This window comes from Azonexus fungiphilus (genome assembly GCF_003634965.1).
Classification (GTDB): domain Bacteria; phylum Pseudomonadota; class Gammaproteobacteria; order Burkholderiales; family Rhodocyclaceae; genus Azonexus; species Azonexus fungiphilus.
On the sequence record NZ_RBXP01000011.1, the window covers coordinates 377,017 to 398,618 of the forward strand.

At 56.9% G+C, this 21,602-nt stretch carries 21 protein-coding genes and 1 tRNA gene; 10 read left to right on the forward strand and 12 right to left on the reverse strand.

What is annotated here, in order from left to right; translation table 11 throughout:
* Positions 1–74: 74 nt before the first annotated feature.
* Complete coding sequence (locus tag DFR40_RS04640; RefSeq protein ID WP_121457297.1) at positions 75–887, forward strand: inositol monophosphatase family protein; 813 nt, start codon at positions 75–77, stop codon at positions 885–887.
* A gap of 43 nt (positions 888–930) precedes the next feature.
* On the opposite strand, the gene DFR40_RS04645 is transcribed toward DFR40_RS04640, so the two are convergent.
* Both DFR40_RS04645 and DFR40_RS04650 read right to left on the reverse strand, forming a co-directional pair.
* A complete protein-coding gene (locus DFR40_RS04645) occupies positions 931–1,713 on the reverse strand; it encodes an NAD-dependent deacylase (RefSeq protein WP_245985599.1) in 783 nt (260 codons plus the stop codon).
* A 3-nt stretch (positions 1,714–1,716) separates the two neighbouring features.
* A complete protein-coding gene (locus DFR40_RS04650) occupies positions 1,717–2,235 on the reverse strand; it encodes a putative metalloprotease CJM1_0395 family protein (protein ID WP_121457298.1) in 519 nt (172 codons plus the stop codon).
* Between the two features lie 135 nt (positions 2,236–2,370).
* On the opposite strand from DFR40_RS04650, the gene DFR40_RS04655 reads away from it, so the two are divergent.
* Together DFR40_RS04655 and DFR40_RS04660 are read left to right on the forward strand one after the other, a co-directional pair.
* Positions 2,371–2,461, forward strand: a tRNA-Ser gene (locus DFR40_RS04655).
* Between the two features lie 195 nt (positions 2,462–2,656).
* On the forward strand, positions 2,657–3,625 hold the full coding sequence (locus DFR40_RS04660) for a hypothetical protein (RefSeq protein ID WP_211329720.1): 969 nt from the start codon (positions 2,657–2,659) through the stop codon (positions 3,623–3,625).
* 9 nt (positions 3,626–3,634) lie between these two features.
* On the opposite strand, the gene DFR40_RS04665 is transcribed toward DFR40_RS04660, so the two are convergent.
* Positions 3,635–4,555: a 5'-nucleotidase gene (locus DFR40_RS04665; RefSeq protein ID WP_121457299.1), complete on the reverse strand. Its 921-nt coding sequence runs from the start codon at positions 4,553–4,555 to the stop codon at positions 3,635–3,637.
* Positions 4,556–4,989: 434 nt separating this feature from the next.
* Between DFR40_RS04665 and DFR40_RS04670 the strand changes: the two genes are divergently transcribed.
* Positions 4,990–5,703, forward strand: a complete 714-nt coding sequence (locus DFR40_RS04670; RefSeq protein WP_121457300.1) for a hypothetical protein — start codon at positions 4,990–4,992, stop codon at positions 5,701–5,703.
* Between the two features lie 1,112 nt (positions 5,704–6,815).
* Here the strand turns inward: DFR40_RS04670 and DFR40_RS04680 are convergent.
* Both DFR40_RS04680 and DFR40_RS04685 read right to left on the reverse strand, forming a co-directional pair.
* Positions 6,816–7,100, reverse strand: coding sequence for a hypothetical protein (locus tag DFR40_RS04680; protein WP_121457302.1), 285 nt, complete (start codon positions 7,098–7,100; stop codon positions 6,816–6,818).
* A gap of 94 nt (positions 7,101–7,194) precedes the next feature.
* Positions 7,195–7,434 (reverse strand): helix-turn-helix domain-containing protein, encoded by a 240-nt coding sequence (locus DFR40_RS04685; protein WP_211329721.1) that lies wholly within the window; start codon positions 7,432–7,434, stop codon positions 7,195–7,197.
* A gap of 109 nt (positions 7,435–7,543) precedes the next feature.
* On the opposite strand from DFR40_RS04685, the gene DFR40_RS16910 reads away from it, so the two are divergent.
* Positions 7,544–8,251: a uracil-DNA glycosylase family protein gene (locus DFR40_RS16910; protein ID WP_147431284.1), complete on the forward strand. Its 708-nt coding sequence runs from the start codon at positions 7,544–7,546 to the stop codon at positions 8,249–8,251.
* Between the two features lie 74 nt (positions 8,252–8,325).
* On the opposite strand, the gene DFR40_RS04695 is transcribed toward DFR40_RS16910, so the two are convergent.
* The 4 genes from DFR40_RS04695 to DFR40_RS04710 form a co-directional block, all read right to left on the reverse strand.
* Positions 8,326–9,426 carry an AAA family ATPase gene (locus DFR40_RS04695; protein ID WP_121457305.1) on the reverse strand — a complete coding sequence of 367 codons (1,101 nt, stop codon included), beginning with the start codon at positions 9,424–9,426 and terminating at the stop codon, positions 8,326–8,328.
* The gene (locus DFR40_RS04700) at positions 9,426–9,653 is read right to left on the reverse strand and encodes a helix-turn-helix transcriptional regulator (protein WP_121457306.1); all 228 of its coding nucleotides are present in this window, start codon (positions 9,651–9,653) and stop codon (positions 9,426–9,428) included. Before DFR40_RS04700 ends, DFR40_RS04695 begins: the two co-directional genes overlap by 1 nt.
* 69 nt (positions 9,654–9,722) lie before the next feature.
* Positions 9,723–10,409 carry a hypothetical protein gene (locus tag DFR40_RS04705; protein WP_147431285.1) on the reverse strand — a complete coding sequence of 229 codons (687 nt, stop codon included), beginning with the start codon at positions 10,407–10,409 and terminating at the stop codon, positions 9,723–9,725.
* A 427-nt stretch (positions 10,410–10,836) separates the two neighbouring features.
* Positions 10,837–12,042, reverse strand: a complete 1,206-nt coding sequence (locus DFR40_RS04710) for a tyrosine-type recombinase/integrase (RefSeq protein WP_245985600.1) — start codon at positions 12,040–12,042, stop codon at positions 10,837–10,839.
* Positions 12,043–12,369: 327 nt separating this feature from the next.
* On the opposite strand from DFR40_RS04710, the gene DFR40_RS16915 reads away from it, so the two are divergent.
* The gene (locus tag DFR40_RS16915; RefSeq protein WP_147431286.1) at positions 12,370–12,861 is read left to right on the forward strand and encodes a DUF6932 family protein; all 492 of its coding nucleotides are present in this window, start codon (positions 12,370–12,372) and stop codon (positions 12,859–12,861) included.
* The gene (locus DFR40_RS04715) at positions 12,858–13,826 is read left to right on the forward strand and encodes a hypothetical protein (RefSeq protein ID WP_245985601.1); all 969 of its coding nucleotides are present in this window, start codon (positions 12,858–12,860) and stop codon (positions 13,824–13,826) included. Before DFR40_RS16915 ends, DFR40_RS04715 begins: the two co-directional genes overlap by 4 nt.
* A 713-nt stretch (positions 13,827–14,539) precedes the next feature.
* Here the strand turns inward: DFR40_RS04715 and DFR40_RS04725 are convergent.
* The 3 genes from DFR40_RS04725 to DFR40_RS04735 form a co-directional block, all read right to left on the reverse strand.
* Positions 14,540–16,120 (reverse strand): hypothetical protein, encoded by a 1,581-nt coding sequence (locus DFR40_RS04725; RefSeq protein WP_147431287.1) that lies wholly within the window; start codon positions 16,118–16,120, stop codon positions 14,540–14,542.
* 59 nt (positions 16,121–16,179) lie between these two features.
* A complete protein-coding gene (locus tag DFR40_RS04730; RefSeq protein ID WP_121457310.1) occupies positions 16,180–17,757 on the reverse strand; it encodes an SNIPE associated domain-containing protein in 1,578 nt (525 codons plus the stop codon).
* 299 nt (positions 17,758–18,056) lie between these two features.
* Positions 18,057–18,593, reverse strand: coding sequence for a winged helix DNA-binding protein (locus DFR40_RS04735; RefSeq protein WP_121457480.1), 537 nt, complete (start codon positions 18,591–18,593; stop codon positions 18,057–18,059).
* 155 nt (positions 18,594–18,748) lie between these two features.
* On the opposite strand from DFR40_RS04735, the gene DFR40_RS04740 reads away from it, so the two are divergent.
* Genes DFR40_RS04740 through DFR40_RS04750 form a run of 3 tightly spaced genes read left to right on the forward strand, consistent with a single transcriptional unit; the run spans position 18,749 to position 21,602 of the window.
* Entirely contained in the window at positions 18,749–19,723 is a 975-nt protein-coding gene (locus DFR40_RS04740) for a TRAP transporter substrate-binding protein (protein ID WP_121457311.1), read from the forward strand.
* A gap of 52 nt (positions 19,724–19,775) precedes the next feature.
* Positions 19,776–20,294, forward strand: coding sequence for a TRAP transporter small permease (locus tag DFR40_RS04745; RefSeq protein WP_121457312.1), 519 nt, complete (start codon positions 19,776–19,778; stop codon positions 20,292–20,294).
* A 9-nt stretch (positions 20,295–20,303) separates the two neighbouring features.
* The gene (locus DFR40_RS04750) at positions 20,304–21,602 is read left to right on the forward strand and encodes a TRAP transporter large permease (RefSeq protein WP_121457313.1); all 1,299 of its coding nucleotides are present in this window, start codon (positions 20,304–20,306) and stop codon (positions 21,600–21,602) included.

Sequence of the window (21,602 nt, forward strand, 5' to 3'; positions counted from 1 at the left end):
TTCGCGGTTTCCAAATTTGTATCGGGCGGCATCCGGTTCACGACCGCGGCCAGCCGATCGCTCTTTCATAAGCCATGCATCCAGCACTCAATATCGCCATCAAGGCCGCGCGTCGCGCCGGCCAGGTCATCAACCGCGCTTCCAACGACCTCGAGGGACTCAAGGTCGCCTCGAAGCAGCCGAACGACTTCGTCACCGAAGTCGACAAGGCCGCCGAAGCCGCGATCATCGAAACCCTGCTGGAGGCTTATCCGAACTACGCCATTCTAGCAGAGGAGTCCGGGCTGACTCCGGCGCGCGGCGGCAACGACGGCGAATACCAGTGGATCATCGATCCACTCGACGGCACCACCAACTTCATCCACGGCATGCCGCAATACGCCGTCTCGATCGCCCTGGCGCGCGGCAAGATCATCGAGCAGGCGGTGGTCTTCGATCCCAACCGCAACGAGCTGTTCACCGCCACCAAGGGCGGCGGCGCCTTCCTCAACGAGCGCCGCATCCGCGTCTCGCGCCGCACCAAGCTGGGCGAAGCGCTGATCGGAACCGGTTTCCCCTACCGCGAATTCGACAAGATCGACCTCTACCTGTCGATCTTCAAGGAACTGGCGCAGAAGACCGCCGGCCAGCGCCGCCCGGGCGCCGCTTCGCTCGACCTCGCCTACGTCGCCTGCGGCCGTTACGACGGCTTCTGGGAATTCGGCCTGGCACCCTGGGACATGGCCGCCGGCGCCCTGCTCATCTCCGAAGCCGGCGGCCTGGTTGCCGACCTGCGCGGCGAGGCCAACTACCTCGAAACCGGCAACGTCATCGCCGGCACGCCGAAGGTCTTCGCACCGCTGCTCAAGCTGATCGAGGAGCAGTTGCCGGAATCGGTGCGCGGCTGAACGCCTTCAGCCCACCGGAAAAAAGCGCCGCCCGGCGCTTTTTTTACGCCTGCAGCCGGGCGAGCAGCGCCGACATCGCCGCTGCCGCCCCCAGCGGTAAGTAGAAGTCGACGTGATCGCTGAGCGGCGTCCGCTGCGGATTGATCTCGACCGTCGGTACGCCGGCCTGCAAGGCCAGCGCAACCGGCTCGACGATGTAGGGAAAATTGGCCGACGTGCCGATCGTCAGCACCAGGTCGAAGCCGCTCGCCAGTTCGTCGCGCAAGCGCTTCACCGCCGCCGCCGGCAGCGGCTCGTCGAAGAGGACCACGTCGGGGCGCAGGATCGCCGCGCACGCCGGGCAAGGCGGCGGCAAGGCCCGGCCGGCCAGCGACGCCGGTGTCTCGCGGTAGCCACAGCGGGGACAGTAGAGGTCGCGCAGGTCGCCGTGGATTTCGATCAGGGCTCGGCTGCCGGCCTGGCGGTGCAGGCCGTCGACATTCTGCGTCAGCGTCAGCACGTGCGGCAGACGCTGCTCGAGCCAGGCGATGGCCAGGTGCGCCGCATTCGGTTGCGCGCCACGGCAGGTTTCCTCGATCTGCGCCAGGTATTTCCAGGTGATCTCCGGGCGCGTGCGGAAAACCGGGCCGGACAACGCACGCTCGATCGACATCCCGTCGGCGGTCGCCCTGCCCTCGTAGAGACCGCCGGTACCACGATACGTCGGCAGGCCGGAGTCGGCGGAGATGCCGGCCCCGGTGATGAACAGGACGCGCCGTGCCGCCGCCAGTTCCTCGGCGACGGCGTCGAGCTGCAGCGGAAGTTTGCCGGATCTGACGGTCGACACGCCTCAGGCCCGAATATCGACGATGCTGCCGCTGGCCGATCCCGGCGCCGACAGGTAAGCCGCCGCGCCACCACCACCGCCGCTGGCGGCCTGCGCCCGCTGCTGCGCCAGCGCCATCCGCGCAGTGACCTCCATCTGCGTCGCCGCTGCCGCCACCGAACGATCCTGCGGCGACGGGTCGGCCGGCGCCAGCGCCGCCGAGCGGATTCGCCGGGCACGCGCGATCGTTTCCTCGGGCGTACGCCCCGGCGACGTATCGATGCCGACCTCGCCGGCCACCGCATAGCTCTGCCCGTCAGGCCCCTTCTCGTAGGTGAAGCTGGCGCCGGAAGTCACCACCCCGGCGCCGGCAGCAAGGTGTGCCATCTCGTGCTGGCGGACCTGGCGGTCGATCTGCTTGAGCTTGGCAACTTGCGCCGCCTGGTCGGCATCCAGCTCGCCGGACGCCGCCCCGCCAGCCTGGCGACTTGCACCCGGGGCGTAAGCACTGCTGCTGGCGGAGGAGACGGCGGAGACGTTCATCGAGATCCGGAAGAATCGCTGGGCGACGGTTTCATCTTAGGTGCTCGGCCGATTTAATCAATTCAGCGGCGAGTCGGCAAATTTTACCGTTCTCGATTGACCGGCGCCGCGCTTCTGCTACAATGCGCGGCTTCCGGAGAGGTGGATGAGCGGTTTAAGTCGCACGCCTGGAAAGCGTGTGTGGGTTAATAGCCCACCGCGGGTTCGAATCCCGCCCTCTCCGCCAGGACACCTTGAACGACGGCCCTTTTCGGGCCGTTTTTCATTTCCACCCATCACCTGACCCATCCTTTTCGGTGCTATGTAGTGAGATGGTGTGATCCGCAGCGTTCTGTGTTGCTGGCCCAAGCTGGGATAAGTGCTCGCCAAAATTCATATACGCAGATAGCATCGGCCCAATGTACCTAGAGAAAGAACTTGCATGGGCTGGAACGACCGAATTGAGGACAGTGAGCTTGGCAATCTTCCACCTGAAGCATTCGGAAATGTTTTCGACGTAGAAGGTCCCTTTGATCCAGAAAATACCTGGCTCGAATCGGCTGACGAAGAAGACCAACGAATCGCCGTAAAGGAATGGTTTCTTGCTAGATATTGCGATCCCGCGTTAGAAACTCCTTACAACGGCAAAGAAGGCGGCTATCTGTTTATCAATGGTGGGCCGTTTGATCCTGCAGATGAAATTCCTGAGCGTTTCTCCGGCATTGTGAGCGACGAAATCATTGATGATGTGATCGGTGAACTGCACGGAGATGTCGGAGAAATGTGGGCTCCTATTGACTTTGCTCCTGACTACGATGAATACCTGTCGTACGAACCGCACAGCCGAGATGAGCCTGGTATTGCATTCAATAAACGCCTTGGGGAAATCGAACGGGTTTTACTCCTTACTACTCAAACAGACCCGCAAACGGCCAAGCTCTTGGAGCAATTGGCTTTCGGTTCTGTCATTTCAGCTATCGAGGCTTTTCTCGCTGAAATCACCACATATTGGGCAGTGGAAGATGATGCTGTTTTGCAGCGTGTTGCAGCAAAGGAACTGAAGGATCGGAAATTTACTTTGACAGAGATTTTTGACGATGCGGATACGTTCAAATCGACTGTCCTGACCCATTTGGCTAGCAACGTTGTTTGGCATCGATTGGATAAGCTAAAGCCGACTATAGAGCATGGTTTGCGGGTCAGCCTCCCTGATATTGGGGGGCTAATGTCCGCAGTGAATATTCGCCACGATATAGTTCATCGTGCTGGCCGAACTAAGGAGGGGCAGCAGATTACAATAAACGCGGATCAGGTGAAGGAGTTGTGCTGGAAGGCAAGAGAATTCGTGACGGCGATGGAAGCCGAGATCAATAGAAGCTTTCCTCGCGAAGCCGACACCGAAGACTTCTAGTTAATCGTATCATTTGAGCGAGGTAGCCAATTCGTTTGCGACCCCGCTAACTACATGCCCGACCGGGCCAGCGGAAGCTGCTGACTGACAATGTCGGGTCTGATCATCGAAGAAGAAATCGGGCTCAAATTCCTTCAGGAATGGCCCTTTTTCCAATCCGCCGAGGAACATCGCTTCATCGACGCTGATATTCCAGCCCATCAGCGTTCGTATCGCTCGTTCATGGGCGGGGGCGCTTCGTGCAGTGACCAAAGCCGTCCTGATCTTGATCGGACTATCGTTCGCAGTCGCCAGTTGCAACTTGTGAATGGCATCGAGTAGTGGCTTGAATGGCCCCGGCGGCAAAGGTTGGAATGCCTTGCTCCGCTCATGTTCGGTGAATGCGGGCAATCCTTGGCTTTGATATACCCGCTCGGCCTCATCGGAGAACAATACCGCGTCGCCGTCAAAGGCAATCCGGATTTCGTGGGGATGGCGGTCGGCCTCAATTGCCGATTGGGCGAATACACGCGCTGCCGGGTAGCCAGCCTGTAAGGCGTTCCTGACGTCCTCTTCGTGAGCGGAGAGAAACAGATTGGCACCGAGCGGAGTAAGGTAACGATAGGCAGGTCTGCCCCTCGTAAATACTCCCCGGGTCAGGCCAAGTCCGTGATGATCTGCTGATCGGAATACGCGCAATCCGGAAACCGGGTCGTTTCTGGAAACGATGATGACTTCTACGCGCTGCTCTCCGGTCGTGTTCAGTGCGAGCAATTTCTTGACCAGCGGGAAGGCGCACCCGGGCTTTGCTGCGCTATCCAGCCGGGAAAGCTGAAGCTGCATATAGGCGGTATCGTCCTGCGCCTCGAATACCTGATTCTCTTCCTCGAAATCGAACAGGGCGCGAGCGGAGAGGGCGACGACGAGCTGGTTGTCTAATGTGGCTGGCATGGCGCAAATGGTAATCCAGCCTATTGAGCACCGCCAAATTTTACGAGGTAACGTCCGAAAAGCCTTGAGAGAAGGGAGGCAGCGAGACTTTCCTTTAACGGCGAGGGTTTCCGGGCAGTAGTTGCGATTTTTCCCCTGTCCTTGTTCATGCTGGGCAAAATTTTTACTCCCGTAACTTTCTCTGGAGAAGAAGATGGCCGGTGGTCCAGCATGCGTGCAGCAGTGCTACACGTGCGAATATTATGATGGCAGCAAACTGATTGAGATGGCACACCACGTAAAGGCGGACGATTACGCCAAGTGTGAGAACCGTAGCTCGAATCGTTGTGGTGACACGATCCACTACAGCACGACCTGTGACCAATGGGTGCGCTGGCGGAAAATTCAGTCGTAATCTCTGCGCGGGGCGTCATGCCCCGTTTTATGGAAGCTTCATGGAATTCGATGACCAAACCCTAGACGACATTTTGTCTGGTCGCAGCCCCTACCTTGAGCAGCACTGTGATGATGCCCTGTGGCTCATGCTCGGAACCTTTCGCCATATTGCCGATGACTTGCTGGAGCGCTTGGCAACGGGGACGCAGAATTTGGAAGGGATCGAGTTAGGAATAAATCAGCTATCGCCTCGTGCGGCTAAGGCTCTGCTGGAGATGAATATCGATTTCCTATTCCTGACCGGCCTCCGTGGCCTAAACGAGCAAGCCGCTTTTGTATTGGGAGCATGCCCATTCGATGCTAGGCCAATTCGGCATCTGAGGCTTGATGAGCCCATTTCCGAACATGCGGCAGCATGGTTAGTTGGAGCGCCTCCGCCGGAGGATAGCTGCGATAGGCCACTGACAGTTTCAGTGCCGTCTATCACCTTACCGGTTGCCCAAGCGCTGTCCCGTCATACCCATGAGCTTTATCTGGAGGTGCGGGATGAAATGCTATCGCCTGATATTGCGGAGGCACTGTCCGGCCATGCCGGATACAGCCTGACACTAGACTGCGATTGTGGATTCTCCGATGAAACGTTGCAGGCACTGTCCGTCAATCCAGGTAAGCGGACTCGGAAGTTGGGGGAGAGGAACCGAGTTTATGTAGTCGATCACGACATGTGGTCGAATTATTATGAGGACGACCGTTTCCCGTGCGAGTTGCATTGATCGGCCCTCTGCCTGATAGACGATGCGTCTATCGCGAATACCCAGAATTTGTGAATTGCTATGACTATTGCCTTTCTACCCCCTGATTCAGAACAGGGGCCTTGCGACGTAACCGTCGGCGTTGTGGCTGGAACGTTGGAGATAGACCGGGTCGCCGAGAGTTTCCGGGGGCTGGTTGATGTCCTCCCAATCTCTGGTTCCGACAGCTCAGTTGGATGCGAAGCCGTATTCCGCCAATGCGAGAATCGGCAGGAGGTAGAAATCTTGCTGCCTCTTGGTGGCGACCAGCACCGGGAGCACCGAATAATGGTTTCGGTGGCAGCTAGCCCCTTTTCGGCGCTCGATAGTGTTGCCCATGCTGTATTGGCCCCGGCATTTGCCCCTGGGGGTGTGGGCGTAGATTGGGACGACGTTTGCTCGATTCTTCGATCAGGGAAGCGGGCGGTGCTCGTCGTGGCCGAATCTGACGAAGCTGTCATCGAGACGCTGAGGCTGGCGGAGTCGGTATTACTGACGGGCGACCATACCCGGATATCTGGGGTGATGGCCGTTATATCCGCTCCTCGTGGGGCAACTTGGGCGGAGGCGGTTCGACAAGTGGGCAGGGCCGCCGAAACGCTCGTACCCGATGCTTGGCGGCTGGTTGCCGCTCCGATCAGTTTAGGCGACACCCCCGTCTGCTCAGTGTTTGCCGTGCTTCCGGAATGAGCCGATACAGTTCCCCGCCGCTCCCGTCACCCTTAGGGTGGGGTGGCAACGGGAAGGGGAGTGAGCGAACTGGGTATCTGATAATCGGCTTTCCCGTTGTCCCCGCTTCCCCTAAAGGGGGAGGGCTACGGGAACTGGAGATGGGATGAGCCAGTATGTCACTCCCTCCAATCCGGAGTTGGCGAAATTGGTGAAGAGTCTCCCCCAATGGGCGAGGGAGTATTTCGAGGAGAGAGCCGGAATCCTTGAGTACGAAGCCAACTTCCCCCGTCCCCAGGCTGAGGAGTTGGCATGGGGGGAGGTACAGAGCTTGATAGATCGGCATTCCCCCAAGCCGAAGTAGCCTTCTCCCTTCCCGTTGCCGTCCCCCTCCCTAGGGGGAACGGGGACAGCGGGAAATTAGGCTACAGGGCGTGGAACAGATTGTTCTGCTTGCGGAAGCGGGTAAAGAAGTCGGCCAGCTTCTTCGGATCAAACCACGATTTCTCATTCAGGTGTGCGACCCAATCCACCAGGGCCTCTGGCGACTTGCTCAGACTGGCTACAGCCACCGAGTAATCGCTAGGCTGCTCTGGCGCATCCGTCGCGACAAAGGCCCACTCTCCTGTCCCAGGAGAGGCGACATACGCTCCTTCCGATAGCGGAATTACCTTTCCAGTGCGTTCGCACTTGGCCTGCGCATTGCTCATTAATGATCTCCTGTAGTCATGTTCCTCCCGTTCTCCCCCATCCCTAGGGGTAACGGGAGCAACGGGAAATAGCCACCCCTCCAATTCGGAAGGCTTACGCCTGCTCGATCTCCGTCAAGGCGTCGTAGCGCTCAAGGGCGTTTGCGATCATCTCTGGCAGAGGTTTCCCCAATGCGCCTGCCAAATTCTGCATGCTTGTCAGGGTGGGTTGGTTCTCGCCAAGTTCGAGTTTGGCGACGTACGTCCGATTGACCTTCGCTCGGTAGGCCAACTCCTCTTGCGATAGACGCGCAGCTTTCCGGAGCGAACTCAGCTCCAGTCCGAAAGCTTTCATCAGTGTCTTGTCCCCGCCGCGCATGCGGGCCAATTTGACCGGTTGGCCGCATTTACGCACCCGCATATATGGTACAGAATCGCCGGTTTATGGCTGCGCGAGGCGTACCATGCAGGAAAGAGGATGGCTAACCCAGAGATTCGAGAAAGCCCTGCAAAATGGTTGGGAAATCCCCGACTATCAGGGTCTGCTTGACGAAATCGAGTTGGATCTTGATCGCCAAGCGATTTGTCCGACTACTGATAATGTCTTCAAGGCATTCGAATTGCTTCGCCCCGAAGATGTGAAATACGTCATCTTGGGCCAAGATCCCTATTGGCAAACCGCCGAAAATGATGGGCTGCCAATTGCTACAGGATTAGCATTTGGCGTCAGGCAGCGAGATGGGTTGCACCATGCAACCGCAATTAACAAAATCATGCCGAGAATTTACCAATACCGTCCGGATCATGAATGGGATTGGACATTGGAGTCTTGGGCGAAGAACTACAAAATTCTCCTCCTAAACACTGCGCTTACCGTTCCGATGCCCAAGCAGGGCGAGAGTGGACGGGAAAAATCTGCCAACAAGCATTTGCCACACTGGAAAAAATTTACCAAGGCCACGTTGTCGTTCCTGCAAGCCAATCAAAGGCAACTCGGCACCAATCATGGTTTCAAATGCATCGCATGGGGCAAAAAGGCGAAGTCGGCATTTGAGGAGGTTGGCCTAACCCCGATTTTTGCCTATCACCCATGTTCGAGTATCGCGGGACCAATGAGTTTTAACGAGTTTTGGCAAAAATGCGGCCGGTGCTTGGTTTGGCCAGAATCATGACGGAGTAAACGGTTAGCCCACTTATCCTGAACAAGAGAGATAAGTGGGCTGTGTCGGTAGCGCCGAAAGAAGCGCTATTCGCTCCAAGGGATGGTCACGTACTCACCATCAGTAGCGAGAAAATTCATCTCGCACAGCCGTTTCAGCGCCTGCCGAGCACGATCCTTTCGATGCGATGGCCCAACTGTATCCAGCCTGTCGCAGACCAAGTTCAGCAGATCGTTGAACGGCATACCTACAAACGAGGCATCCGGAAAATCGACGTTGAAGCGTTCAATACGATGCTGCAGCAAGAATTCACGGGCAGCATCTAGGATTATCTGCTGATGGGCTCCACGCGGTACGGATTTATCTTTGGTCGAAACGTAGCCCTCGACCGATTCTACGACGCAAGATTTTCGAGGTTTGCCGCTGCTGCTGACACCAAACTCGATCGTCTTCAGCTTGAACCCATGACTGATGCCGTTTTCGCCATCCTTCGATTTTGCGAGCCGCCAGCGAATCACTTCGCCATCCTCATCAACTTCGACTACAGTATCCAAGGCGGCATGCAGGCTGGAATGCCCACGCAGGCCCCGGGTAGCATCTTTTCCGGGGTGATGAATCAGTAGAACAGCAGCCGCGGTAGTCATTTTGAGTATCGTTGCACCAGCAATAATGCCGTTCATGTCGGCGCATGAATTTTCATCGGAGCCCGGAGCTGCCCGATTCAAGGTGTCGATGATCACCAAAACGGGATCACAATAATCGCCCGATCCATTGCCATTCAGAATTTTGAGGCCAAGCTGCCGGGGGGCCTCGAATTCGTTGATGGAAAACTCATCGAATACGAAGCGTACCCCCGAGGGAAAAGGGCGTCCGTGGTGCGCCTCCCAGGCTATGACGCGTAGGCGCAAACCGGCCTGACCTTCCAGTGCTACATATACGACGTCGCCCTGTTGAGTGGGGTGGCCAAACCAATCGACACCTTCGGCGACAGCAGCTGCCAAGTCCAGGCACAAGAAGGATTTGCCGACACCGCTGGAGCCATACACGCACAGCAGCCCTTGCTCGGGGAAGATATCTTCCACCAACCACCGCATTTCGGGCAGATCGGGAAAGTCGCTGGCGCGGTAGAGCCGGAATTCCTTCTCTTTCGGGACGACACTGAGGCGAAGGGGGCTAGTGGCGCTCATTATTTGCCCTCCTGTTGCTTCAGCCACTCAAAGACTTGGGTGCGATTCCAGGCGGTGATACGGGTGGAGAGCTTCGTAGGCTTAACAAACGTGCCGTCCTTAACTTTCCGCCAGAGCGTGGCGGGAGAGAACGGAACGAGCGTCATCAATTCCTTCTGACGCATATAGCCATACGATGCTTGAGACTGCGGCAGGGATGCCGCTTGAACATTGGTTTGATTCGACATGATGACTCCTGATTTGTATTGAAACAGGAGTCATCATGAATATTTCAACTTGCTTCCTCACGGGCGAAATTAGCCGGATTCGGCTGCATTTTGTCCTTGAGTTCTACGGTTCTTTTTCTCACGGGTGATGATTCTGCCTGAAGTATCCGAGTCGTTTATTTCGTCATCGGGAAAGTAGATATTCCAAATATCGGTGGCAAGCGCAACGCGTCTTGCCCAGGTCAATGACGGAATTTTCGACAAGCGATTATCAAGCTCGACCAAGAGCTTATTTCTCCATTCCTTGTTGGGTCGTCCCTTCTTGATCTGAGTGCCATTGAGATTTGACAGCACTTGCGCTGCCGCCTGTGTCAGTACGGCGCTATCACGGGCTAGTCGCTCTCGAAAATCAGTCCACTCCTCGGGTACTGGTGACGAAGGGTCGCTACTTGTCATTACCTCTTTATGATTTGATTGAAACGCTTGTGACAAGGCGGTATCAAGAGGCGAAAGCTGATTGAGGAAGGTGAATTGCTCCGCGATGGCTGAAGCGCCCTCCAATAACATCGTGCAGATTTTGATCTGCTCGCTGAGAGATTCTTGTCCAATGGCAGTCGAGATAACCTGATTCTGGAGTTGCTCGCTGACCTGATCACAAAGCCAATGGTGCAGGGGGATGGCTTCTACGTCGGATATCTGGCTGGACTCAAGTTGCTGTAGCAGCATCCCGTAGCGGAATTCGGCTTCGGGAACGTCGTCATTTTCTGATGGCATCATGATCTTCTCCATAATTTAGATGCAAATGCGACTCTGCGCGGGCCTGATAGCTGTAGTGTTACCTGGCCCGCCGCGAAATTCGCTTAAGTCAGGAGGGATACGGTGACTTCCGACCTTGTGCCGTGCTTGAAAACCCGATCCATCACCACTGTTATTGCCTCGTGAGCGATGAGTCGGGTGGGGGCGTTCAGGTGCAACGATAGACGATGCCAGACATAATCAAAGGGAAGGTATTTCTGATATTTATGTAGTGGATCAAGTGGCGCGAATCTCCAGACCTCGTGAGCCATTTGATCAAATGCACCGGCCATGAGTCGCGGGTTCCTCAAATCTGCTTCCGTTAGCGGTTTGCCCGTAAGACAGTTAGTCAAAATGGGTGGGTCGGAGTAATGCTTTTGCATATTGATTCCTTTCGGTTGGTTGATGATTAAAACTTGGTCGCAGGCGGAAGTGAGGTGCTGAACGCATAACTCCACCAGTCCTGCATCAATTGCTTGCGTTTCTCGAACAGGTCACCACGGCGATAGGCTGCTTCCACCTTGTTGCTGATCGTGTGGGCCAGGGCCATTTCGGCAACCTCGTTTGGGTAGTCGGTCTGCTCGGCGCACCAGTCCCGGAAGGTGGAACGGAAACCATGCGGGACTGCCGGAACGTCCATGCGGCGTAGGACGGCGGCCAAGGTCATATCGGAGAGAGGCGAGCCTTTTGCATTTCCCGATTTCGGCTGATGTGAACTGGGAAAGACGAATTCGCAGAAGGCCGCTTTCTCCAACTCGGAAACAATCTGCAACGCCCTCGGTGAAAGCGGAACCCGGTGCTCCTTCTTTGCTTTCATTCGGCTGGCTGGAACCGTCCAGATTCCGTTTGGCAGATCGAATTCATCCCAGGTCGCCCCGCGTACCTCGCCGGAGCGGCAGGCCGTCAGGATGGCAAACTCAAGTGCCCGAGCACCCATGCCTTGCTGCTCCGCAAGTTTCAGCATGAAGGCCGGCAACTCCGAATACGGCAATGCCCGATGATGATCGACCTTGGCGATTTTTCCGGGGGCGGGAAGTATCTTGTCGAGCAGGCCTTTCCAGCGGGCTGGATTCGATTCAGTTCGGTAGCCTTTGGCTATTGCCCAATCAATGATCGACTCGATCCGCCCTCTCAAGCGCGACGCCGTTTCGGTCTTATTGCGCCAGATTGGCTCCAGTACGGATAGCACGTCAGCCAAGGTAATATCCTTGACTGGCAACTGCCCGATCTTGGGGGCTGCATATGTCTCAATCGTGTTTCGCCATTGCTGCACATGCTTGTCGTTCTGCCATGTCGATTCTTGGCTATCGATATAGCGACGTGCCGCCTCCTTGAAGGTAACGGCAGCAGCAACTTCGGCAATCAGCTTGCGCCATTCCTCGCGGCGTTCGGCTATCGGGTCGATCCCTTGAGCCAGCTTGATTCGCGCAGTGCGGGCCAGTTCCTTGGCTTGTGCCAGTGTGACGTCTGGATAACCGCCCAGGCCCATGTCCTTGCGAACTCCTGCAACTCGATACCGCAAAATCCAGCTTCTCGACCCGGTTTGCGTTACGTTCAGGCCGAGGCCAGTAACGCCGCCGACGAAGTTGATGCCACGGCGATTGATTTGGGACACCGCCAGTGCCCCTAGTTCCTTTCTATTCGTGCTACCCATCGTTTTACCCATTCACGTTGTACGAGACTGAAATTTTTCCGCGGCGAGGGAAAGGCGAGATTGCTGAGCAAGCTCAGCGCACACAGCCTTCGTCGCGCAAGAAAATCTCGATGGGTTCTTGTCATTACTGGCGCTTTCGCTTGCAGCAACGTCTAAGACCCATGTAGTGGTAAACGGGGCAGGAGCGGTCTACAACGCCCTCGTGGCGAAAATATATTTCCGGCGCACGTCGATGGTTCTGGCAAAGAGCATTATTATGACTTTTGGCTAATGGTCACATGACGATGAATGACCGAAAATGGCGAAAATCAACATGTGAGTAGCGATGTGATACCTGCGCTTGATCAACATGGCCTACTGCCAATTGGAATACACGACTGCACGCTAGCGGAAATCGGTGCAAGCTACTGCTGGACAAACCGACGGCAAGAGATTTTTGCGGGGCTGTGCAATTTCATAACTCAAGAATGGTTGCCGCTGAATCTTGGTGTGCCACTTTATATAGATGGCAGTTTCGTCAGGAACAAACCTGTTCCTGACGATGTCGATGTGGTGATGGAACTATCTTCGATCCAGAACCACATGCAACTGAGTCAAGGCATGGCCTTGTGGCTTCGAAATCGCGAGTTAAAGGCAATCTATAATGTCGATGTTTGGCCTCGACATCCGATGACGGGGAATGATTTGGCCGCGTTTTTCCAATATATTGGAGAGAAGGCGGCAGCCGAGCTCAAGTTGCCGGTTAGGCATCCCAAGGGCATATTGAGGGTACACCCATGACGTTTTCAGAGAGCACCAAAGACGCGATGCGCGTGTTCCTTGAGAACATGGTGGGTTCTAGTTTGCTCGCAAAAGAAGTTGGACTAGACGTTGACCCTTCCAGAGTCGTCAATACGACGATTGACCAGATTATCAAGATAGCCGAGGAAACCCTCCCGCTATCGAGGATTATGGATAGTTCGGATATCGTCCTTCACGCAGAGGGGCCGGGCGCGGCTCATGGTATGCCGTGGCTGTCCGCACTAAATTGGATGTGTAGTACAGCAGAGAGCAATATCCGTCGCCTGTCCAGTGCGGTATTCGATCTCGCTGGGGGCGACGGAAAGAGGTTAGCCAAACGTCTAGATTTGCGTTTGCCTGGGATTGCTCCAGGAAGTGTTTGGATCGGGGTGAAAATAGTCCCTCCACAAGCTGACTTGATTCCAGAAGATGGCGCTCTCATGGAAAGTATTGCAGGCCAAATCCATAACCTTCCGGCTTTGGTACGGTTTATCGATGACGAAGAATTGCGACCCGGGATAGAGGAAGCTGTACCAGATCCTGCACTTAGGGATATCCAGCTTGCGGCTTTGTATCGTTTTTCCCCATCCGGGCGGAGGGGTATTCATACCCTCGAACTATCATCTAAAGATTCTGGTGCTGCTACGCTTTCTCAGAGGGAACGCGTGGTATTGAAGGAAGCTATCGACAAACCGAGCATCAAGCAGTCTAGGGAGGGGTCTTTCATTGGATTTATGCAAGAGGCTGACCTAGACAAAACCCGGCTACACCTTAGGGGCGTTCCGAACATCGGAACGTTGCGCTGCGTAATGCCGAGCCTAACAGTAGCTCAGGCCCGTGCTATGTTTGGCGGCTTGGTTCGGGCGGAAGGCCACTATCAGTGCGATAAGGATGGTCGTCCAAGGCTTCTCTTTGTTGAAAGGATTACTGCCTTGGAGCAAGGGGAGTTGCAAGTAACAACCTAGTTCGTACAACCCATCAAGTGACCCATCGTTTCCGATGCGATGAGATGAGTTAGGATGAAACGGAGTTAGATTGCGAACAGAGGCGAGTTCATCGGTCGAATGGCAGCGATGATACTTGCTGAGGTGGTGTGGTAGCTGCTTCAAGTGGTCCCCCTCTCCGCCAGGATGCTTTGTGAAACGGCCCTTTATGGGCCGTTTTGCATTTCTACCCATCATCTCACCCATCCTTTTCGGTGGTATGTAGTGAGATGAGGTGGTATCAACTCCTGCGTGAGATTCTCTCGTATGTTGCCCGTGGTTCTGGCTAGCCCGCCGTAGGGTATTGATGCCCATAAGCCCGGATATAAGATGGTTTCAGGGAAGCATCTTCGGTCTACGGTTGGGGGCAAAATTGCCCTGATCGATGCGGGCTGTGACCAAAGTGTTGTCAAATTCAGGGCGTCCCTGAGGGCCACGGTCGTATACCGAGAGGCGGATACCATCCCCATAACGTTTCCTCAGGACGGGAAGCAGCGCCTCCAAATAACGTTTGGCCAGTGACTCCGAGGATAAGCAGGCGGAATTGGAAAAATCACATAGCTTTGTGTTTGCAGAAATGAAGCATCCATCTTCAACTATCAGACGCCCAACGTCCAAGTTGGTAACTATTTTTCCATGCACTCGGATTGTCCAGGTGTCGTACAAGTTGTATCCCCTTTCGGCGCCTTAGCAGGTTATTGAATCAGGCCTGCCGACATCCATATACCTACCAGTAAGCTGATTGAATAGCCGTAGCGCTCGGAGCACATCCGGAGCGCGATAGCGACCGTTTGGTGATCGGCACGGCGCTCTTGTGCGTAGCGCAGCACGTCTTCCCACTGAGTGCAGCCGCAGCTTCTCCACTGGGCACTATTTGCCGTCGAAATTGGGCCGTGCTTCCAATGATGGGTTCTCTGTTTACGTGGATAGCTACCGGTCGTTGTGCGCTCAGATGGTGGCGGGATGATGCGTTGCAAGCTCTCCGGGATTTTCCGGAACTTTGCTAGTTCGGTTTCTTGCTCTCGGCGTTGATCGATCTCGCGATTACGCTCGGCGGCTTGTTGCGAAAGCGTTACCGCTGCTTGCTGGCGGAGCAATGCTTCAGTGGGATGGTAGAGCCAACGCTTTCCTGCAACCTCATCCACCACAAGCCGGGCATATTCGCTGCGCGAGACCTTTCCGCCCAGTTGGCGAATATCTATTTCTAGCGTCGGCAGATTGTTCTGCCGAATCCGCTGCATCCGTTCTTCGGTGATGGCGTTGGTGACTGTCACTTCAATCAGAATCGGCCCGGCCTCCCAAGGGGACGATTCTCGCATCTCGGCGATCACGTCAGGGCGGGTGTGCCCAACGTTTTTCTCCAGCAACACCCGCTCCAATTTAACCATTGCGCCAGGGTAACTCTTGCTGGCCGTCAAAGGTTCGCCATCCTGAAGCGTTGTACGCGCAGTCCCGGTCAAGTCAGGCAATCGAATCCGCTTTTCTTCTTCCAGAATTTGTTTGGCGATAAGGTGCAGCAATGTCTCCCGATCGGCGGCCCCCCAATCCAATGCCTGTCGGGCCTCATCCACTGCCTTTTCTTCTGCTTCGTTGGCCAACTCGCGATCATTCCAATGTGAGCACCATAGGGCATGCTCGGATATGATCGTAATACGCTTGCGTAGCTCGTCTGGTGGCATTTGTGCGAGGGCCGGGTCGTTGATGGCCATCACGATGGTAGGGGTCAGCAAACTTGCGCCAGAGTCTTGCTGATGGGTGGCAATCGACCCTTCCAGGACTAGCCGAAAGGTTCTTCCGTCATCAAGCGTGATAATCGCGGCAGTCTTATCCCGAAACTCGAAACGGGCGACACGCACTGTTTCAGCAGGGGCAAAGGCCCATGCATCGTGATACTGCCCTGACAGCCCTTGAATGCTCCCTTTGACTCGCCGCATCGGCAAATGGAGATTGCCTTCACGCTGCAGCATCTCCAGCGCAGCGACCCGAGCTGATAGGATCAGGCATTCATCCTTGGCTGCACCGGCTGGGTGCCGGAATGATGGGCGGCGCTTGTAATTGGGATTTCCTGCATTGACGGCTTGCAATGGCAACCCGCAGCTATAGCATTCGCAATTACACGCTGCTCCAGTCTGGCTGGATTTGAGTTCGCCGATGTAGCGAGGGGCGCCAGTTGTCCGATCTCGCGCCCAAGCCATGACCAAATCCTCCAGAAGCGGTCGCTGCTCATTCTCATGGAGAGAACCAACAACCCATGTGGTGGAGTCATTGCTAGCCATCGTCATATCCGTTGCGTTTCTATCCATTTATTTCATAAGAATCGTGCAGTGGCAGCCTATCAGGCTGCTTCTTCGATTTCCTCTTGTTGCTCAATTGCCAACTGGTGGCGCGTCCATTCCTGTTCGATGTTCGGATTCTCGCGAATCTGTTGTTCGATACGCAGGGTTTCTCGGTAGTCATGGGCGGCGGCAGCCATGGTCCAATGAGTTTCAATTCCCAGCGTCTCCAATTCCTTGCGAATCTGCTCAAGATTTAGCCGGAAGAATTCCTTGCGCGGATTCACCTTGTTCATTTGTTGGCGTAGGAAATGCCGATGTAGGGTCTTTTCCAGCCCAGGGGCATCGTCACTGAAAATCATGGCGTGAACATCGAACTCGAAGGGAACGCTGGCATCGCCCAATTCACGTACGCGATCCTGAGGTTCCAGCCGTCGAGTCATGCCGATCTTGAATACCTCTTCACCAAAGGAGCCGATATTGGAGATTACATAGACATGGCCGGTCCGGGTCTGCTGCGCCATGGACAAGGCTCGTTGATTTTTCTCCTCGGCGGCTTGCAGTTTGGCTTCGAGGTCGCGTAGCTTTGCCTCGTACTCTGCTTTTTGCGCATCACTGGCGGCGGCAACTTGCAGCTGTACCTTCTCCATCGCCTTCTTGATTGTCTCTTCCTCCTTGGCTGCTTCCTTGATGGCCCGTTCGTATTCCTTTCGGGCTTTCTCTTCTTCACGCATCTGCTCGCGCAGTTGCCGCTGTTCTTCTCGTTCTTGATCCTTGAGGGCGTTCGCCGTTGCAGCCCACTTGAGTTCGTTCAGACGAGCCGCCAAGTATTCATCACTGATCCGGGCATTACGGAACGCAGCCCCGTTGTAATTGACCATGGAGTAGGCGTCGCGAATCTCCTGCTCTAATTTCCCATGGTTATCGGCCTTGCTACGAGACAAGATGGAATCCACCTTGCCGTTGAACGCATCGACCACGAAGCGAATAGCGGTCTCTTTGCGATTGGCCTCAACGTATTCGCAGGTGGCCGCTCGTCCCGCTTTCACCAGAGAACGGCTTGTGTCACGGGCAAGCTTGAGTTCCTTCCCTGCCTCGGTGTAGCCGAATTCCTCGGCCAAATCGTCGAGCAGACTGTAGGTGGGAACAATGTAGGCATCGCCATAACCCTCGATGATGTTCTTCATCGCTTGAGCGGTGTCCGTAAACTCCTTGGCGCGGCTCATTGCTGTATAGGCGTCACCAGCGATTTCTTCTGCCCGTTGTTTGGCTGAGGCAATAATGCGGTCTGCCTCGGCTCCTGCTGCGGCAAACCGTAGGTCAGCTTGCTCGGCCTTCGTCTTGGCTGCTTGGTTTGCCTCCTGACGTTCCTTGGCAGCATCAAGTTTTGCTTGTGCCAGCGTGTCGGCAGCTTCACCGAGAATATCCTTTGCCCGGGCCTCCGCATCGGCAATCCCCTGATACTTGGCTAATCCTTCAAGCTTGGAAAGCAGTTCGGCACGAGTACGCTCAAGGCCGCTAATTTGCTCGTCTCTCTGTCGCAGCGTCGCAGACAGGTCGCTATTTGCCTTGTCGGCTGCCGATTTCTTCCGCCAGAGAAAGATGAGGCCGATGATGGCTACAATCAGAAGAATTTCCATGTCGTACTCGTTTGGTATTCGAATACGCAATAGTAATAAATATTGATGACGGTGGGTGGAGGTAGTTATGAGAGGGGCAGTTCATCAACCCATCACCTGACCCATCAAGTCTGGCGCTACGTTGTGAGACGCTATTGGACTGAGCGATAATTGCAATGTTGGAGGCTTGCAATCAAGGGCATCGCTGGTGAGAGCAGGGGAGACGTGCTGAGACTTGCTTCAAGTGGCCGCCCTCTCCGCCAGCTGAATGCAAAGAAAAACGGCCCCAAAGGGGCCGTTTTTCTTTTACTGGCCGGCTTTCAGTAAGCCGTCGCCGCGCGGGCAGCCTGATCGTAGCGCCCCGAGAGCTGGCGCAAGGTACGGGCCATTTCGCCGAGGCGGCTGTTTTCTTCGGCCAGGCCGGAAAAGCCCGGCATCAGGCAGGCTTCGCGGACTTCGCGATAGCGGGCGCACAAGCCGGCGCCCTGCTCGCTGATCGAAAAGAAGACTTCCTTGCCGCGTTTTTCGCTGCCGACCAGCCCGGCGGCCAGCAGCTTCTTGATCGAATACGACACGACGTGCGTGTCCTCGATATTCAGCACGAAACAGATGTCGGCCAGGCGCTTGGCGCTTTGCCGGTGATTGATGTGATGCAGCACGAGGACATCGACCGGCGTCATGTCCTTGGCGCCGGCCGCCGCCATGCAGCGGATCATCCAGCGGTTGAACGCATTCGCCGCGATGATCATCCCGAACTCGAACTCGGACAGTTCAGGCGATTTTTCCGACACCAGATGGGCCGACGACACGATCCGCTGCCCCGCCGCGAGGCTCCGCTCTTCCTTGTTTTCCGTCATGAGCACGACTTTCTCTTTAGTGGAACATATTCATTATAACAAAATCACGTTGACTTTTTATTGACGTTTTCTTAACGTTTAGTTGCCACGCTGATTCCTGCCGACTTGCGGCGACGGCCCGGCCGCCCTTCCCAACCCCCTCCAAGGAGAAACTGATGCTGAAGACCTTCGCCGCACTTGGCACCTCGACCGCGCTGCTGTTTGGCAGCGCCGCCGCCTTCGCCCAACAGAAGTGGGACATGCCGACCGGTTACCCGGCGGCCAATTTCCACACCGAGAACATCCAGCAGTTTGCCAAGGAAATCGCCCAGGCAACCGGCGGCAAGCTGGCCATCACCGTCCATGACAGCGGCTCGCTGTTCAAGGCCAACGAGATCAAGCGCGCCGTCCAGGCCGGCCACGCCCAGATCGGCGAGATCATCATCTCCGGCTACTCGAACGAAAGCCCGATCTTCGGCGTCGATTCGATCCCCTTCCTGGCCACCGGCTATCCGCAGGCCGAAAAACTCTGGAAGGCATCGCAGGCCTCGACCGAAGCGCTGCTCGCCAAGCACGGCATGAAGATCCTCTACAGCGTGCCGTGGCCGCCGCAAGGCATCTTCAGCACCAAGCCGATCAACTCGGCGGCCGACCTCAAGGGGGCCAAGTGGCGTGCCTACAACCCGAACACCAGCCGCATCGCCCAGATCGTCGGCGCCCAGCCGGTCACCATCCAGGCCGCCGAACTGACCCAGGCGCTGGCTACCGGCGCGGTCAACGCGTTCATGACCTCGGCCGCCACCGGCTACGACAGCAAGGTCTGGGAACAGGTCAAGTACTACTACGACGTCAGCGCCTGGCTGCCCAAGAACCTGGTCATCGTCTCGAAGAAATCCTTCGACGGCCTCGACAAGGCCACCCAGGACGCCGTGCTCAAGGCCGCCGCCAACGCCGAAGCCCGTGGCTGGAAAACCAGCCAGGAGAAGAACGCCTGGTACGTCGAGCAGCTGAAGAAGAACGGCATGCAGGTCGATGCCGGTTCGGCACAGCTCAAGGCCGACTTCCAGAAGATCGGTGAAACGATGATCGCTGACTGGATCAAGCAGGCTGGCGGCGAAGGCCAGACCATCATCGACACCTACCGCAAGTAACCCCGAGCGGGCCCTCGCTGCGGGGGCCCGTTCCTTTACCCAAGGATCGCCGATGCGCGCCCTCCTCGACAGAATTTTCAACAGTGCCGGCTACCTTGCCGGCCTGTTCATGATCGGCACCCTGCTTGCCGTGCTCGCCAGCATCGCCGGTCGCCTCGTGCCGGCGCTTAATCTCCCCGGCGCCGACGCCTACGCCGGCTATTGCACGGCAACCGCGGCCTTTCTCGCGCTGGCGCCGACCCTGCGCCGCGGCGAGCACATCCGCGTGACCCTGCTGCTCAACCACCTGCCGGCCCGCCTGCACCGCCTGCTCGACATCTTCTGCCACCTGCTCGCCATCGGCCTGGGCGTGGCACTGGCCTATTTCTCGATCCGCCTGGTCCTGCAATCGCACGAATTCTTCGAAATTTCGCCGGGACTCGACGCGACGCCGCTGTGGATTCCCCAGGTCGGCATGGCCGTCGGCACCTCGCTGTTCGCCCTCGCCTTCATCGGCGACCTGATCCTCTTGCTCTCCGGCCAGCCGCTGCGCGATGCGCCGGCAGATGGCGAAACCGCCCGCATCGAATAAGGAACTCGCGTGGACCTGACCATTACCCTGCTGCTGATCGCAGCCCTGTTCCTGATCCTCGCCTCGGGCGTCTGGATCGGCCTGGCCCTGACCGGTGTCGCCTGGATCGGCATGGAGTTGTTCACCAGCCGTCCGGTCGGCGACGCGATGGCTATGACCATCTGGGGCTCGGCCTCGTCGTGGACGCTGACCGCCTTGCCGCTGTTCATCTGGATGGGCGAAATCCTCTTCCGCACCAAGCTCTCGGAGGACATGTTCAAGGGCCTCGCCCCGTGGCTCGACAAGCTGCCCGGCCGCCTGCTCCACACCAACATCATCGGCAGCACCATCTTCGCCGCCGTCTCCGGTTCGTCGGCAGCCACCTGCGCGACGATCGGCAAGATGACCCTGCCCGAACTCAAGCGCCGCGGCTATCCGGAAGAAATGACCATCGGCACGCTGGCCGGCGCCAGCACCCTCGGCCTGCTCATTCCGCCGTCAATCATCATGATCGTCTACGGCGTCACCGCCAACGTCTCGATCGCCCAGTTGTTCATCGCCGGTGTCGTTCCCGGCCTGCTGCTCGGCGGTCTGTTCATGGCCTACACCATCGTCTGGTCGCTGCTCAACCCGGAAAGGATTCCACCGGCCGACCAGCCGCTCGGTTTCCTGCAAAAGCTCTACGCCTCGCGTCACCTGATCCCGGTCGTTTCGCTGATCGGCGCCGTGCTCGGCTCGATCTACAGCGGCATCGCCACGGCGACCGAGGCAGCGGCGGTCGGCGTCGTCGGTGCGATGGTGATCGCGCTGGTACAAAACGAGCTGAACTGGAAGAACTTCCGCGACAGCCTGCTCGGCGCCACCCGGCTCTACTGCATGATCGCCCTGATCCTCGCCGGCGCCGCCTTCCTGACGCTGGCCATGGGCTATATCGGCCTGCCCCGCCACCTGGCGGAATGGATCGGCAGCCTCGGCCTGTCGCCGCTGATGCTGACGCTGGCCCTGATGGCCTTCTTCATCGTGCTCGGCTGCTTCCTCGACGGCATTTCCATCGTCGTCCTGACCATGGGCGTGCTGCTGCCGACGGTCGAAGCCGCCGGTTTCGACCTGATCTGGTTCGGCATCTTCGTCGTCGTTGTCGTCGAGATGGCCCAGATCACGCCGCCGGTCGGCTTCAACCTGTTCGTCCTGCAAGGCATGACCAAGAAGGAAATCACCTGGCTGGCCCGGGTTGCACTGCCGATGTTCTGCCTGATGGTGCTGGCGATCCTCCTGCTTTATTTCTTCCCCGGCCTGGTCACCTGGCTGCCCCAGCAGATGGCGGGCTGA

What these genes read in the sequence shown, in the direction of transcription:
- DFR40_RS04640 (WP_121457297.1), top strand. Translation starts at nt 75, where the DNA reads ATGCATCCAGCACTCAATATCGCCATCAAGGCCGCGCGTCGCGCCGGC.
- DFR40_RS04650 (WP_121457298.1), bottom strand. Translation starts at nt 2,235, where the DNA reads ATGAACGTCTCCGCCGTCTCCTCCGCCAGCAGCAGTGCTTACGCCCCG.
- DFR40_RS04660 (WP_211329720.1), top strand. Translation starts at nt 2,657, where the DNA reads ATGGGCTGGAACGACCGAATTGAGGACAGTGAGCTTGGCAATCTTCCA.
- DFR40_RS04665 (WP_121457299.1), bottom strand. Translation starts at nt 4,555, where the DNA reads ATGCCAGCCACATTAGACAACCAGCTCGTCGTCGCCCTCTCCGCTCGC.
- DFR40_RS04670 (WP_121457300.1), top strand. Translation starts at nt 4,990, where the DNA reads ATGGAATTCGATGACCAAACCCTAGACGACATTTTGTCTGGTCGCAGC.
- DFR40_RS04680 (WP_121457302.1), bottom strand. Translation starts at nt 7,100, where the DNA reads ATGAGCAATGCGCAGGCCAAGTGCGAACGCACTGGAAAGGTAATTCCG.
- DFR40_RS04685 (WP_211329721.1), bottom strand. Translation starts at nt 7,434, where the DNA reads ATGAAAGCTTTCGGACTGGAGCTGAGTTCGCTCCGGAAAGCTGCGCGT.
- DFR40_RS16910 (WP_147431284.1), top strand. Translation starts at nt 7,544, where the DNA reads ATGCAGGAAAGAGGATGGCTAACCCAGAGATTCGAGAAAGCCCTGCAA.
- DFR40_RS04695 (WP_121457305.1), bottom strand. Translation starts at nt 9,426, where the DNA reads ATGAGCGCCACTAGCCCCCTTCGCCTCAGTGTCGTCCCGAAAGAGAAG.
- DFR40_RS04700 (WP_121457306.1), bottom strand. Translation starts at nt 9,653, where the DNA reads ATGTCGAATCAAACCAATGTTCAAGCGGCATCCCTGCCGCAGTCTCAA.
- DFR40_RS04705 (WP_147431285.1), bottom strand. Translation starts at nt 10,409, where the DNA reads ATGATGCCATCAGAAAATGACGACGTTCCCGAAGCCGAATTCCGCTAC.
- DFR40_RS16915 (WP_147431286.1), top strand. Translation starts at nt 12,370, where the DNA reads ATGACCGAAAATGGCGAAAATCAACATGTGAGTAGCGATGTGATACCT.
- DFR40_RS04715 (WP_245985601.1), top strand. Translation starts at nt 12,858, where the DNA reads ATGACGTTTTCAGAGAGCACCAAAGACGCGATGCGCGTGTTCCTTGAG.
- DFR40_RS04725 (WP_147431287.1), bottom strand. Translation starts at nt 16,120, where the DNA reads ATGGCTAGCAATGACTCCACCACATGGGTTGTTGGTTCTCTCCATGAG.
- DFR40_RS04730 (WP_121457310.1), bottom strand. Translation starts at nt 17,757, where the DNA reads ATGGAAATTCTTCTGATTGTAGCCATCATCGGCCTCATCTTTCTCTGG.
- DFR40_RS04735 (WP_121457480.1), bottom strand. Translation starts at nt 18,593, where the DNA reads ATGACGGAAAACAAGGAAGAGCGGAGCCTCGCGGCGGGGCAGCGGATC.
- DFR40_RS04740 (WP_121457311.1), top strand. Translation starts at nt 18,749, where the DNA reads ATGCTGAAGACCTTCGCCGCACTTGGCACCTCGACCGCGCTGCTGTTT.
- DFR40_RS04745 (WP_121457312.1), top strand. Translation starts at nt 19,776, where the DNA reads ATGCGCGCCCTCCTCGACAGAATTTTCAACAGTGCCGGCTACCTTGCC.